The sequence below is a fragment of the Pseudomonadota bacterium genome (assembly GCA_037200975.1).
GTDB lineage: Bacteria > Pseudomonadota > Gammaproteobacteria > Steroidobacterales > Steroidobacteraceae > CADEED01.
In genome coordinates this window covers 3,873,618-3,887,016 of the sequence record JBBCGI010000001.1, presented here as the reverse complement: position 1 = coordinate 3,887,016, position 13,399 = coordinate 3,873,618, and the positions used below count along the sequence as shown (strand labels likewise).

The window sequence follows — 13,399 nt, the reverse complement described above, 5'->3', positions numbered from 1 at the left end:
GGGGTACGACCGGCGTACCCGCAACAGGTTCGGACGAAATTGTTCGAGATTGTTGACGGATGTAACGATCTGTAGCCGCCGCCGGGAAAATCTCCGCGATGGAACTTTTCGCGCTGCCCGTGGCAATGAGTCAGAAGGTGATGTCCAGACAACGGCACGTGTTGATCGTCGACGAGGACCGCGAATCGCGCACGGCGCTCGCGCATACGCTCGACGTGCGGGGGCTGCGCGTCAGCGCGGCGAACGGCGCTGCCGCCATGTATCGCGCGCTGGAGCGCACCCGCGTCGATCTGGTCGTGCTCGATGCCGCGCACCAGGACGCGCTGCGGCTGTGTCGCGCGCTGCGCGCCGCGAGCGACGTGCCGGTCATCATCCTCGCGCGGCGCGTGGACGAGGTGGATCGCATCCTGGGGCTCGAAATGGGCGCGGACGAATACCTGGAAAAGCCGGTCAATTCACGCGAATTGCTGGCGCGTATCCACAACCTGCTGCGCCGCTCGAATGACGCGGGCAGCGCCGCCACGCCGGCGCGGGCGCGCCGGTACCGCTTCAGCGGCTGGTGCCTGGACGTCGTCGCGCGCGAACTCGCAGACCCGCAGGGCAGCCCGACAACCTTGCGCAGCTCGGACTATCGCGTGCTCGCGACGCTGCTGGCGTACGGCAATCGCGTGGTGTCGCGCGAAAAACTCGTCGAACACGCGCGCGGCCGCGACGCCGCGCCGTTCGATCGCAGCATCGACGTGCGCATCAGCCGGCTGCGGCAGGTGCTGGGCGACGACGCGCGCGGTCCGCGCATCATCAAGACGGTACACGGCGAGGGTTACGTCATCGGCGTACCCGTCGAGCGGGGCTGATCGTGTCCGCGCATTTCATGACCGCCCCAAACGCGGACCGCAGGAACTTTTTTCGGCGGCGCCGCCCCAATGCCGGGTGTCGTGTGTCGCGGCACACCCGGGAAGCAGCGAACAAAATGAGAACAGCTGTCGACGATTCCACACAAATGGCGCGGCTCGCAGCGGGCGATACTACCGCCCTGCGCGAGTTGTATGAGTGTCATGGACGCGCACTGCTGCGGTTTTCCTCGGCCATGTGCCGTTCGCGCCAGGCCGCCGAGGACCTCGTGCACGACACCTTCGTGGCGTTGCTGCGCGAACCGAACCGGTTCGATCCGGCGCAGGGCAGCGTGTTCGGTTACCTGTGCGGCGTGCTGCGTCATCGCATCAGCCGCCATTTCCGGCACGAGAAGCGGCTCGTGGCACTCGATCTGGACGATGAAGGCGCGCAGGTGCAGGTGAGCTCCGGCGACAGCCCCCTCGACGAGATCGCGCGCGGCGAGCGGACCCGCGCTTTCCGGCGCGCCATCCTCGAACTGCCGTTGCAACATCGCGAAGTCATTGCCTTGTGTGATCTCGAAGAGCTGCCCTATGCCACCGTCGCGGGGATCCTCGGTTGCCCGGTCGGCACCGTGCGCTCGCGGCTGCATCGAGCGCGCGCCCTGCTCACGCTGCGCCTGGCGTCGCTCGAGCTGATCGAGCTCGCCGAAGAAACGACGCTCGTGCAGGAAGGATTGTCATGACCCACAACCTGCACCCCCAGGTGGAAACGCTGGTGCGCCGGTTCTCGCGGGAACTGGCGCAAATATCTCCCTCGGAAGACCTGGATGCGCGGATCGACCAATTGGTCGCAGGTCATCGGCCGGCGTCGCGCATTCATCCGGCCCGGCGCCTGTCGCGCTTGCCCCGGTGGGCGGCCGCGGCCGGCGTGGCGACCGTCGCCATCCTCGTGGGCGTGTTCGCCGGCGTGAACCTCGAGCGGCGCGCGCATCGCGAAGCCGCGGCGGATTCCACGCGCGAACCCGCCTGGCCACCGGCGAATTTCTCCATGTGGCCCGCGGATTCTGTCGCACTGCAGATTCCCGCGGAATATTCGCCGGCCGGCACACTGGTAGCCGTCGATCCCGAGGCGAAGGCCACCGGCAAGCGTTACTGGATCGACGTCATCGTTTCGAACGACGGCACGCTGCGCATCGAGAAGGTCGTGCCCGCCGAAGCCGCGAAGAACCCGGATAAAGGAAACCGCGATGGCATCACGCTGCAGACTCAGTAGAGCCGCCGCCGCGGTGGCGGGCATCACGCTGCTCGCCGCCGCGGCGCGCGGCCAGGAGCCGGCCACCGCCTGCACTCCTAACAACGTGCGCGTCATCACCGGCGCGCCGTATTCGGCGCTCGGCACGAGCGAAACCGTCTCCGTGTTGCCCGACGGCAATCGCATCGTGCGGCAGAACACCATCCGCCAGTGGCGCGACAGCGATGGCCGCACGCGCGCCGAATATTCGCTGTCGTCGATCGGCGGCCCGACGCCGCTCGAAGTGCACACCACCGTCACCGTCATCGACGACCCGGGCGCGCGCGAGCGCTACATGCTGCAGCCCGGCGCGAAGGTGGCCGTCACCATGCCCATCGTGCCCTGCAGGGCCGGCGCGTCCTCGCTCGAGCCGGACATCACCGTCGGTCCGCCGCGGCCGGCGCATCTGCCGATGAAGGTGTCGGCGCCCGTCAAACTCGGTGAACGCAAGCTCGACGGTGAGACTGTGGCCGGCAGCCGCATCGAGGCCACCATCCCGGCTGGCGCCATGGGCAACGAACAACCGATCCGCATGTCCGCGGAGCAGTGGTACGGAAAGGACCTGCAAGTGGTCGTGGAGGCTACCTACCAGGATCCGCGCACCGGCGAGACGAAATACAAGTTGAGCGACATCGAACGCGCAGAACCGGATGCGCAGTTGTTCAAGGTACCGGACGGCTACTCGAAGGAACCCGCGCCGGCCAACGTGCGCAAGCGGCGCTGAAGGCCCACAAGCCGGCGTGGCGACTAACCCGGCGCCGGCGGCCGCGGCGGCGCTTCCGCGAATTGCGGAATTCCATCGTGGATGTCGAACCACGACACCTTCGACGACACCCACTGGTGCGCCATCGGATGAATCTGCGGATCCGTGTCGAGCGCGCCGACCGGCACCACCGCGACTCCGCCCGCCACCGTGCGCCGCGGCAGCGCGCCGCCACAGGCCGAACAGAAAGACGTGCCGAAATACTGCGCGCCCGGCATGGCGAAGTCGGTCAACAGCGGCTCGCCCTCCGTGTAACGCAGCGCTTCGATCTTGTAGAGCACGTTGGTCGAGTGCGCGCCGCCGCGTGCATGCTGGCAGCGGCTGCAATGGCAGTGATGCATGCGGAACGGCCGGCCATCGAGCTCGAAACGCATTTGTCCGCAAGCGCAGCTGCCGCTGGTCACGCCTTCGCGCCCGGATCGCGGCGGAGTATCGATCCCCTGCGAGCCCCACTCCGGTGGAAAGGCGTCGTGTTTCGGCAGCCCGTCGTGCAGCTGGTGCAGTGCCGATTTCGAACCCACGAACAAATGCATCTGCGGGCGCATTCCAAGGTCGCCGCCGACGGCGCCCGCCGGCATGAACACCTGCTGCGACGCGTGGTCGACTCCCGGCACCTTCGAGCCGCACACCGAGCAGAAGCTGCGCCGTCCCTGCGCCGAGGATTGCCAGGTGACGATCTTTTCCGTGCCGCCGCGCCAGCGGCAGGTAGTTAGCGGGCCGGCCAGGAAGGTCGCGAACAACGTGCCGTGCTGTTTGCGGCACACCGAGCAATGGCAGTGCAGCATCGTGGTGAACGGAGCGTCGTAGGACCAGCGCACCGCGCCGCACAGGCAGTTGCCGCGAATACGCGCGGAGAAGGTTTCGGCCGGAATGACCCATGTATCCGTGTGCATGTCGATCCTCCCGAGATCCCGGCCACACTAAAGCCTGATCGACGCCCGGTCCAGATTGGCGGTCAAACTGTCGGCTGTCCGTCACGATCCCGCGGACAGTTGATCGGCCGCGCGTAGTGCGAACAGGATCAACATCAGCGTCGGATTGGCGCTGCCGCCGTTCGGAAACACCGCGGTACTGAGCACGCGCAGATTGGGAACACCGAAAACACGCAGGTCCGCGTCGACCACGCCGTTCGACCGCGTCGCCGCCAGACGCAGCGTGCCGCCGGGATGATAAATGCCACCGCCGCGCATCAGGGACTCCGCCCATTGATCACGCGGATAAAGCGCGAGGTCGCCCAGCAACGCGCGGGCATTGCCGGACCAGTACTTTGCAAAAGCCGCCAGCACGCTCTGCGCATTGCGCAGATCCGTGTCGCTCACCCGCCACTTGATGTGCGCCAGCGGCACACCGAATGCATCGCGCTGATCGGGACTCAAACTGATGCGATTCCCCGCAACCGGCACCTGCTCGATCACGAGATGAGTCTCGAAGTCGCAGCTGTCGGGCGGCAACACCCGCTGGTGCACGAACCGGGTCCACGCCGCACGCGACAGCCAGCCTGCATTGACCGCGAGTTGCCCAATGTCGGCGGCCGACGGCAGGGCGCGCCGTTGCACGGAGCGATAGATCCCGCGCAGGGCGTCGAATCCATCTGCGGTGCGCGAATTCGATGCCACGTGGACGAATGCCCCGGGCAAAGCGGCCTCGCGACGCATTCCGCCATCGAGCTCGAAGCGCACATTGCGCATCGCGGATCCTTCGAAGCGAAATCCGGTAAGCCGCGTCAACTCGCGCCGTCGCGGCCTGACTATCTGCGCGACCGGAGCAGACAGGTGATCGTGGAAATAGCGCCCGAGACAATCGCTCCCGTTCGACAATCTCCCGCCGAGGTCCGCATCCAGCTTCAGCAAGAGGCGCGTGCTTTCGATGGCGCCAGCGGCAATCACGACCTCGGATGCCGCAAGCCGCAGCGCCGCGTGCGAGCCGCGCGCTTCGAGGCCGGACACCCGGCCGTTGTCGTCGAGTTTCATCGCGGTGAGATGGGCGTTCAGCCACACCGCCGGTCCGCCCGGCGATTCCAGCGAGGTTTCCAGCAGTCGCGCAACGTTGCGGCGACGAAATCCCGGCCACTTTGCGGCGCGCACACGAAACTGCGCGGAACTCGCGCCGAGCGCCCGGTCCTCGGCGGCCAATTCGTACGGTCCATGCGGCACCGCGAACAATCTTTCCGCGCGTTCGAGCTGCGCTGCGAGCTCTGCGAAATCGAGCGGCCAATCCGGCTCGATGTCCTCGCGCTGAAAGGGAATCAGCGCGCCGCCCCAGCGGGTCGAGGTACCACCAAGGCAGCGAAAGCGCCCGTGCTCCGCACCGCGGTATTCATCGGCGCCCTGCACGACCCGATTCAGTGGATGGGTTTCGCCTTCCTGCGTGCGGCCTCCGCTCTCGAGCAGCACCACGCGGCGGCCGGTGCGGGCGAGCTCGCAGGCCAGGATCGATCCCGCGATTCCGGCGCCAACCACTGCGACATCGCAGCTCAAGGTGCAGTCCGCACTTGCCTCGTTGAGGTCGAAGATCACGCGGGTTGATGCACGGCGCCCTGTGGCGCGACGGCGGCGGCAGCGGCCGCACGGGCGAACTCCGCCAGACGTTCGATCCGGCGTGTACCCAGCAGCAAGACGGCTTCCGGGAAACTGGCGAGTGCAGCGCCGAGCGTCTTCGAAATGGGGACTTCGACATTTCTTCCGGCCAGATGCCCGTAGGTGATCTGCGCCGAACGACGCACGCCACTCAGCGCGGCGAAATCCTGTGCCGAAAGGGTGGCGCCGGTCTGGATCACGGCCGCAAGCTCACTGCCCGAATGCACGAAGGGCCAGATCCGCGCAAATTCTCCCGCCACTCCGATCGCACCGATGCGGTCGCGATCCGCCGCGAGCCAGCGGCGCCACTCGTCGGTCGCTACGAGTTCGCTGCGCGGCTCGTGCAGCAGCAGTAGTTCGACACGTTCGCGCTTCAGGCGCCGCAAGCTGTCGTGCAGGCTGCGGCGTGCACGTTCGACGGCGAAATCCACTTCTGGCCGAGACAGCGAGTGGAGTAGTTTGCCGAGGCCTTTGCGCAGCAGCATGCGTGTGTGCGACCCATGCGCACCACCGGGTGGATAGAGTCCTACCTTGGTAGCGATGGTTGCGGCGCGGCCGAGCCCGGCGAGCGCGATTTCAGCGAGTCCGTGTCCGTAGTAGGGAGAGGTGTCGAAGTGAGTGATGCCGTGGTCGAGCGCCGCGTGGACGAGGCGCTCGCGATCGGCGCGGCTGCCGAGGTGATGCAGTGCCGCGGTGCCGAATCCGATGCGGGAGAACGACAGGTTCGTACCCGCGAGAAGGATTTTCTGCATGCCCCGGCTCGCGCGGCGGGCGGATCAGGCGCCGCGATGGGCGATCAGGTGCGAGGCATCGAGCCAGCTGGTGCGAAACCCGTGGTTCTTCAGCAGAGCGACGATCGTCGCGGGCGCATGGTCGTTTCCCCGTTCGTGCAAGAGGCCGAAGTGCACTTCGACGAATACGGCGCGCACCTGCGGGCGCGACAAGACACCTTGCAAGCCCTCGATGACCTCGAGTTCATACCCTTCGACGTCGACCTTGATGACGTCGGGCACCGGCAATGAATATTCCGCCAGCGCATCGTCGCCGCGCAAAACCGGCACTTCGATCACGGCGCCGGGCCCGCTGCCGCCGAGCTTGTTCACCGGCGAGGAGCCATCCGCGACGAAATTCGCGCTGCCGCGCGTGTTGGACAGGGCCGCCGGCACGACGCGGACGCGGCGGGCCAACGACTCGTCGGAAAATCGCCGGCCAAGTTCAGCAATGGCCGCGGGGGCCGGTTCGAAACACACCACGAAACTCGCGCCGCGCTGCAGGAATTTCTCGCTGTACAACCCGACATTGGCGCCGATGTCCCACACCACGTCGTTCATACCCACCGCGGCCAACAGCGCACTGCCGAAGCGCTGTTCGTAGCCGTCGCGGCCGGCCCACAGGCGATAAACGCCGAGCAGCACCGTATTGCGGCGCAAGCGGTTGCGCCAGGCGACCATTCTCGGGTGCGCCAGCAGGGAGCCCTGGATCAATTGCATAGGCCGACGAAGGTAGGGGCGTCAGATTGCAAATTGCGCTCGAACTTGTGACATTCCTGTGACGCCCTCGCACCGCCGGCGTACTCAGATCTTCGTCAGCGCCTGTTCGAGATCGGCGATCAGATCGTCGGCATTCTCGATTCCCACCGATATGCGGATCAACGCGTCGGTCACACCCATGCGATCGCGCGTTTCTTTCGGCACACCCGAGTGCGTGGTGGACGCGGGATGCGAGATCAACGTCTCGGTGCCCCCGAGGCTCACGGCAAGTTTCATGACCTGCAATGCATCCAGCATGCGGAAGGCCTCGGCTTCACCGCCGCGAATCGAAAACGCGAAGGTGGAACCGGCACTCAGGCACTGGCGCTGGAAGACCTCCAGACGAGGATCGCCGTTCTTCAAGTGCCCGAGATAGTTCACGCTCGCGACTTTCGGATGCTGCGCGAGATAACCAGCCACGCGGCCGGCATTCTCCGCCGAAGCACGCATGCGCAATGCCAGCGTCTCCATCGACCGCATGATCATCCACGACGTGTTCGGATCGAGCTGCGTGCCCAAACTACTGCGCAGCGCGCGTACCGGCTGCACCATCGCCTTGGTGCCGACGACACCGCCGGCGACGAGATCCGAATGACCACCGACGTACTTCGTCAGCGAATACATGATGAGATCGCCGCCGTGTGCGAGCGGCTTCTGGAACACCGGCCCGAGGAAGGTGTTGTCGACCGCCACCGGCGGACGCACGCCGCCCTGCTGGCCCGCGATCCATTCCGCGGCTTCGCGCCACAGCTGCAGATCCACCAGGCTGTTGGTGGGATTGGCCGGTGTCTCGGTGACTAACAACCCGACCTTGCCACGTTTCGCCCTCGCCTTCTCGAGCGCGGCCTTCGCACCGGCCATGACCGCCTCACGGTCGATGGCATCCGCCACACGCACTGCGCCGATGCCGAACGCCGGCATCGTTTTGTCGATGAGGGTTTCCGTGCCGCCGTACAGCGGCTCGCTCATGAGCAACACATCGTTGGGCTTGAGATACGCCCACAACGTGGTCGAGATGGCCGACATGCCGCTCGAGAACACACACGCAGCTTCACCGCCTTCCCACAGCGCCAGACGATCTTCGAGCACTTCGAGATTGGGATTGTTGAAGCGCGAATACACCAGGCCCGCGGCCTGGCCCGGCGGCGGCGCGCGCCGTCCGGAGGTGTAATCGAAGAAATCCTTGCCGTCCTGCGCGTTGCGGAAGACGAAGGTGGAGGTGAGGAAGATGGGCGGCTTGAGCGAACCTTCGGAGAGTTTGGGGTCGTAGCCGTAACCCATCATCTGGGTTTCGGGCGTCAGCACCCGATTGCCCAGCTTGCGCTTGTGGTAGCTGTCGGCGCTCATGCAGCGCTCCTTAGAAATTCAAGATGCCCGATCCTATCTCGATCACGTCGCCGCCGACGAACACTTCGTTGTCGGCGTTGACCTCGAGCTTGAGAATGGAGGGACGCCCGATCAGCTCGCCCTGGGACACCTCGAAATCCAGCGGTGCCCGGCGGCCCATGGCGATGAACCACGAGCCGAGATTCGCGCAGGCGGACCCGGTGGCCGGGTCTTCGAGAATCGCGCTGCCATCGGGAAAGAAAAACCGGCTCAGGATCTTCTTCGCGCCCGTCGAGGCGAACACGTACGCCTGCCCGGCGCCGTCGCTGCTCTTGAGTTTCTCGAACAATTCCGCCTTCGGCTTCACGCGGCGCACGGCCGCTTCGCTGGTGAGCGGGATGATCAACTGCTCGCGCCCCGCCTTCACCCACAGCGGCTGGAAGCCGATGTCGGAAGCCTCCAGGCCTAACAACCTTGCCAGCTCGGGCGGCTGCACTTCGACCAGGCGCGAGGTGGCTGCCGTGGCACGCAGTGTCCAGTGATCGCCGTCGGAGGTGACCGGAATGATGCCGGCGCGCATCTCGAGGCCGAGCTGGTTGCCGCCCAGGCCCAGCGCGCGGCAGACGTGCGCCGTGCCCAGCGTGGGATGACCGGCGAACGGCATCTCGTATGCGGGCGTGAAGATGCGCACCAGCGCGGCGGCGCGTTTGGAGGGCAGGATGAACGTGCTCTCGGAGAGGTTCATCTGCCGTGCCAGCGCCTGCATTGCGGCCGGATCGAGCTGACTGCCGTCTTCGAACACGCACAACGGGTTGCCGGACAGGCGTGCGCCGCCGGCCGTGAAGACGTTCAAGATTCTGTACTTCAGTTCCATTGGCCGCGAATCGTCCTCTTAAGTAAATAATTCCGAAATATCTGCTACTTAGGCTGGAAGCCTGATGTCATTCAGGAGCTCCAATGCCGCATGCCAACGCCTCCGCAGCACCCCAATGAGGCCAGCAATCTGGCGCTGCGCCTTGGTTGCAGCGCCTGATGGCGAGGTTCGCAGGCGTCGGCGCCCTGAGAGCCATATATAAGAGTATCGGACCGACGCAAGGGCCAGTCGAGTTCGCCAAGCGTGCGCTGGCCACGATGCGTATCGAGTGCGAGCCCTCCGAACAATCCCTGGCGCGCATACCCGCCACCGGCCGGGTGATCATCGTTGCCAATCATCCCTTCGGCGCGCTCGACGGACTGGCGGCGATCCGCATCGTCGGTGCAAAACGCCCCGACGTGCGCGTGCTGGCCAATGGCGATCTGACCACCATTGCCGAACTGGCCCCGATGATCTTCGCCGTCGACCCATTCAACAATGCCGGCAGCACGGCGCGTAATGCGCGCGCCTTGCGCGAAGCCTGGCGCTGGCTCGAAGGCGAACATGCGCTGGTGATTTTCCCCGCGGGTGAGGTCGCGCGTGATCCGCCGCAAACACGGCCGCGCAGGTCTCTACACCACCACGCTCTTCAACTACCGCGACCCATTCTTTCTCATGCTCGGGCCGGCACTCGAGCTCGGCCGCTCGTTCGTTCGTCCGGAATATCAGCGCAGTTTCGCGCCGCTCATGTTGTTGTGGAAGGGCATCGCGGAGTTCGTGGCGCGTAATCCGCGCTACGCGCGGCTCATCGGACCCGTCAGTGTCAGCGGCGAATACGCCGAGACTTCACGGCATCTGATGGTGGACTTCCTGCGCGGGCAACGCTTCGATCACCTGCTCGGAGGGCTGGTCAGCGCGCGCAATCCATTTCCGCGCTCGCGCGCGCTGCGGACGCTGGCCAGCGAACTCGCCCTGTTGGGAGCGCTCGAACCGTTGTCGGCGCTGGTCGAAGACCTCGAGCCCGACGGCAAAGGTGTGCCCATCTTGCTGCGCCAGTACCTCAGGCTCGGCGGAAGCGTGTTGGGATTCAACGTGGACGCGGATTTCGGCTAAGCCATCGATTGTTTGTTGCTGGTCGACCTGCGCCAGACCGAACCGCGCGAGCTGCGCAAGTACATGAGCCGGCATGGAGCCGCGAGGTTCGAGCGCGCGCACCGCGGTTCGCGGCTCGCGACCGACACCACCGAAAAGGATCAGGACGCGGCCTGACCCCGGGGAGCTTCAGCCTCCCGGACCTGCTGGCTTCGCCGCCGGCGGCGCACCGGCCTCCGCCGGAGGGATGAGCGCTTCATCCGCACGCGCCCGGTAGTCATCCGCGAGATTCTCGAGTTGCGTGCGCTTGATGCGCGTGAACGGCTCGGCCTTCGCCATGCTGCTGAAGAAGCCCTGGTCCGCCAGCCGCGTCAGGATCTCGTCGTTCATCGTGTAGAGCTGCACGTTGCGGTCCACGCAGGACTTGAGCTCGACGGTCTTCGTTTCGAGCTGCTGTCGTGTGGTGTTGCGATCGGATTCGACCTCGCGCAGGCCGGTCACGGTTTCACGGAACTTGCCGACCAGCTCCGCCATGCGCGACTTGTACTGCTCGAGCTCGCTTTCGACCTGCTTGCGGTCGCCGGCGGCGCGAATGGCCGCGCCTTCGGCGTTGCGCAGCTTGCGATCGTTGCCGTCGCGTTCGCCCTTGAGCGCATCGCGCTCTTTTCGAATCTCGTCGAGCTCGCGCTTCATGCGCGCATTCTCCGTCTGCAGCGACGTGCGCTCCGCGGCCATCTGCTGCATCTGCTGCATGAGCTGCGCGTTGTTGCCGCCGTCCTTGCGGGCCGATTGCGCGAAGGCGACGCCACTCACGGCGACGATGCACAGGCATGCGAGCAATGTCGGGCGCATGTGGATTCCTTCAGAATGAAGCGTTCATGTCGAGCTGCAGCACGTCGATGCCGAGCGGCAGACCGTCGATCTCGTTGCCTGAGAGGTATCGCAGCCGGGCAAAGACGCGCGGTGAAAACGCGTAGTCCGCGCCGATGATGAATCCCTTGACGTCCGTGCCGCCGAGGCGGAAGTCGGAATCGGTGAAGGCATCGAGCACCGCGTCGCGTTCCACGTAGCGATAACCCACGGATGCGCGCCAGGCATGCGCTTCGTTGAAACGGGCGCTGCCGAACGCGATCTCCGCCAGGTAACCGCGCGTGCGCTCTTCGGCATCGATGCCCGATACGGCCAGCACCGTCTCGCGGTCATAGCCGACGTTCTCGACGGCATCGGCGGTGAACGTCAGCCGATGGGCCGGTGACACGCGCCAGTCGAAGACCGCGGTGAGATTGGCGATCTGGTACTCGCCCGCCAACGCCAGCAGGTTCGTGGTGTCGTCCGAGTCGAAACGGATGTCGTACAGCGTGTTGCCGCGCTGCGCGAATACCGGCGCGGTGTAGTCGAGCAGGTTGCTGCCGAACCCGTTGCGCACGCCGGTGATGTTGCGGTAGTCGTAGTACGCAGCCGCGAACCGCAGCCGGCTGCCGTTGACGGTGCGCCAGTCGAGGCCGGTCTGCCCGGCGAACAGCCATTTGTCCTTGTCCGAGAGCTCCACTTCCTGCAGCGGGAATGCGCCCGCGGTGAAAAACCAGTTGCGCACGAAGGGCTCGTCGCGCGACAGGCTGTAGCGGTAGTTCGTCGCGACGCCTTCGAACATCAGGTCCTGGTCGAACACCAGGTCGGTGGACAGGAACGGATTGCCGATGCGTCCGCCGGCCAACGCGAGCGACTGCCGGCTGCTGTGACTGGTGCCCTGCCAGCGCACGAAGGCCTGGTCGAACCCGACCGTATAGCGGCCACCGTAATTGCCGAGCGTCTGGTTGGTGGATACCGCGTCGCGCAGATTGCCGGTCGTCAGGCGCGCGCCGGCAGTCCAGCCCCAGCCGAGTTCCACGTCGAATCCGACCCGCGCGCGCAGGCGCAGGCGTTGGCGGTCTTCGGTGGTGTTGACGAACGCCGCATTGCCCGCCTTGGTGATACCGCCGCGGTCGTTGACGTTCAGCACGTCGATATAGGAATTCGGCAGGTTGTCTTCGGCGTACGTGTCGCCCTGGCCACGCACGCGGAAGTCGCCGCTCCAGCGCATGCGGCGCGCCCAGTCCGGCAGCGCGCGCGCCAACGCGTCCGTGGAACTCGCTTCGGCGACGATCTGGTCGGTCAGCGCGGGCGTCATTTCGGCGATGACCTGCTTGCGGATCTCGTCCTTCACGATCTGCGGCACGTACGGTACGCGCACCGCGCCCGCCTCCGCCTGCTCGGTCGCGGCGCGTGCCGCCGCCTCGGTGGCCGCGTCCTTCTCGGCTTTGGACTGTGCGCTCGACACCATGAGCTCGGCCTGTTCGCGGGTCAGCACGCCCTTGTCGACCAGCGCCTGCAGCAGGTTCTCGACGGTATGTCGCAGCTCGGAGAGATGTTGTTCTTCGGTGACGGCGGCTTGCGAAATCGACGCCGCGCCCATCAACAACGCCAGCAGGCGGGTACGCTTGGATGAAATCATGCTCTTGAAACGATGCGCAGACTCACGGGTTGGGGCATATCGGCGGGCGGCGTCTGCGAAACACGACCGATGCGGGATAACGCACTCTCGATGTCGCGGTCGCGTTCGCGGTCGCCGGTCGACTGGGCGAGACGGATCCGCTCCACCGAACCGTCCGGACGCACCCAGACTTTGATCGACACCGAGTAGGCGCCGCTGCGCGCGGATTTCACGCGCTGCAACTCATCGAGAATCTCGCTCTTGAGCAGCCCGGCGTACCAGGTGAACGCGCTGCCGCCGCTGCCTAACAAATCGCGGCCGCCCTTGCGGCCGAGCAGGCCGAAGCCGTCGCTGCCGGCACCGCCCTCCGCGTCGAGGCCGAGATTGCCCGGCGGTGGTTCGTTCGACGCCACCGGATCGGGCTCCGGTTGCGGCTCGTTCAGGTCGACTTTTTCTTCGGGCGGCGGCGGTGGCGGCGGTGGCAGCTCCTCCGGCGGCGGCGGACGCACGATCCGGATTTCCTGCACGACCTTCTTCGCCGCAGGAGCTTCGCTCGAGAGAAACCCGCGTATCAGCAACACGGCGCAAGCGCCCACGGCCGCGATGCCGAATCCGATGATGACGAAGGGCAGCATCGCATTTCCAGCTTGTTTGCTCACGCGCGCC

At 65.9% G+C, this 13,399-nt stretch carries 16 protein-coding genes; 6 read left to right on the top strand and 10 right to left on the bottom strand.

Annotated elements, in window-relative coordinates; genetic code table 11:
• Positions 1–98 precede the first annotated feature (98 nt).
• The 4 genes from WDO72_17420 to WDO72_17405 all read left to right on the top strand — a co-directional run bounded on the left by WDO72_17420 (position 99) and on the right by WDO72_17405 (position 2,848).
• Entirely contained in the window at positions 99–854 is a 756-nt protein-coding gene (locus WDO72_17420; protein ID MEJ0087457.1) for a winged helix-turn-helix domain-containing protein, read from the top strand.
• 116 nt (positions 855–970) lie between these two features.
• Positions 971–1,576: an RNA polymerase sigma factor gene (locus WDO72_17415; protein ID MEJ0087456.1), complete on the top strand. Its 606-nt coding sequence runs from the start codon at positions 971–973 to the stop codon at positions 1,574–1,576.
• On the top strand, positions 1,573–2,106 hold the full coding sequence (locus WDO72_17410) for a hypothetical protein (protein MEJ0087455.1): 534 nt from the start codon (positions 1,573–1,575) through the stop codon (positions 2,104–2,106). The genes WDO72_17415 and WDO72_17410 overlap by 4 nt, the downstream gene beginning before the upstream one ends.
• Complete coding sequence (locus tag WDO72_17405) at positions 2,081–2,848, top strand: hypothetical protein (protein ID MEJ0087454.1); 768 nt, start codon at positions 2,081–2,083, stop codon at positions 2,846–2,848. The genes WDO72_17410 and WDO72_17405 overlap by 26 nt, the downstream gene beginning before the upstream one ends.
• 23 nt (positions 2,849–2,871) lie before the next feature.
• Here WDO72_17405 and WDO72_17400 read toward each other — a convergent pair whose 3' ends face one another.
• From WDO72_17400 to WDO72_17370, 7 genes are all read right to left on the bottom strand, one after another.
• Positions 2,872–3,780: a GFA family protein gene (locus WDO72_17400; GenBank protein MEJ0087453.1), complete on the bottom strand. Its 909-nt coding sequence runs from the start codon at positions 3,778–3,780 to the stop codon at positions 2,872–2,874.
• An 81-nt stretch (positions 3,781–3,861) separates the two neighbouring features.
• Positions 3,862–5,403, bottom strand: a complete 1,542-nt coding sequence (locus WDO72_17395) for a GMC family oxidoreductase (protein ID MEJ0087452.1) — start codon at positions 5,401–5,403, stop codon at positions 3,862–3,864.
• Positions 5,400–6,215: an aldo/keto reductase gene (locus WDO72_17390; protein MEJ0087451.1), complete on the bottom strand. Its 816-nt coding sequence runs from the start codon at positions 6,213–6,215 to the stop codon at positions 5,400–5,402. The genes WDO72_17395 and WDO72_17390 overlap by 4 nt, the downstream gene beginning before the upstream one ends.
• Before the next feature lie 24 nt (positions 6,216–6,239).
• The gene (locus WDO72_17385; GenBank protein ID MEJ0087450.1) at positions 6,240–6,953 is read right to left on the bottom strand and encodes an FkbM family methyltransferase; all 714 of its coding nucleotides are present in this window, start codon (positions 6,951–6,953) and stop codon (positions 6,240–6,242) included.
• 84 nt (positions 6,954–7,037) lie between these two features.
• Positions 7,038–8,339, bottom strand: a complete 1,302-nt coding sequence (locus tag WDO72_17380; GenBank protein ID MEJ0087449.1) for a cystathionine gamma-synthase family protein — start codon at positions 8,337–8,339, stop codon at positions 7,038–7,040.
• A gap of 10 nt (positions 8,340–8,349) precedes the next feature.
• The gene (locus WDO72_17375) at positions 8,350–9,192 is read right to left on the bottom strand and encodes a PhzF family phenazine biosynthesis protein (protein MEJ0087448.1); all 843 of its coding nucleotides are present in this window, start codon (positions 9,190–9,192) and stop codon (positions 8,350–8,352) included.
• Positions 9,193–9,263: 71 nt separating this feature from the next.
• The gene (locus WDO72_17370) at positions 9,264–9,737 is read right to left on the bottom strand and encodes a hypothetical protein (protein ID MEJ0087447.1); all 474 of its coding nucleotides are present in this window, start codon (positions 9,735–9,737) and stop codon (positions 9,264–9,266) included.
• Between the two features lie 34 nt (positions 9,738–9,771).
• Here WDO72_17370 and WDO72_17365 point away from each other — a divergent pair, with 34 nt between their 5' ends.
• A complete protein-coding gene (locus tag WDO72_17365; GenBank protein MEJ0087446.1) occupies positions 9,772–10,284 on the top strand; it encodes a GNAT family N-acyltransferase in 513 nt (170 codons plus the stop codon).
• A gap of 15 nt (positions 10,285–10,299) precedes the next feature.
• On the top strand, positions 10,300–10,440 hold the full coding sequence (locus WDO72_17360; GenBank protein MEJ0087445.1) for a hypothetical protein: 141 nt from the start codon (positions 10,300–10,302) through the stop codon (positions 10,438–10,440).
• Between the two features lie 12 nt (positions 10,441–10,452).
• Here the strand turns inward: WDO72_17360 and WDO72_17355 are convergent, their stop codons facing one another.
• Genes WDO72_17355 through WDO72_17345 form a run of 3 tightly spaced genes read right to left on the bottom strand, consistent with a single transcriptional unit; the run spans position 10,453 to position 13,392 of the window.
• Entirely contained in the window at positions 10,453–11,115 is a 663-nt protein-coding gene (locus WDO72_17355; GenBank protein ID MEJ0087444.1) for a hypothetical protein, read from the bottom strand.
• Positions 11,116–11,125: 10 nt separating this feature from the next.
• The gene (locus tag WDO72_17350) at positions 11,126–12,754 is read right to left on the bottom strand and encodes a putative porin (protein ID MEJ0087443.1); all 1,629 of its coding nucleotides are present in this window, start codon (positions 12,752–12,754) and stop codon (positions 11,126–11,128) included.
• On the bottom strand, positions 12,751–13,392 hold the full coding sequence (locus WDO72_17345; GenBank protein ID MEJ0087442.1) for an energy transducer TonB: 642 nt from the start codon (positions 13,390–13,392) through the stop codon (positions 12,751–12,753). Before WDO72_17345 ends, WDO72_17350 begins: the two co-directional genes overlap by 4 nt.
• Between the last annotated feature and the right edge of the window lie 7 nt (positions 13,393–13,399).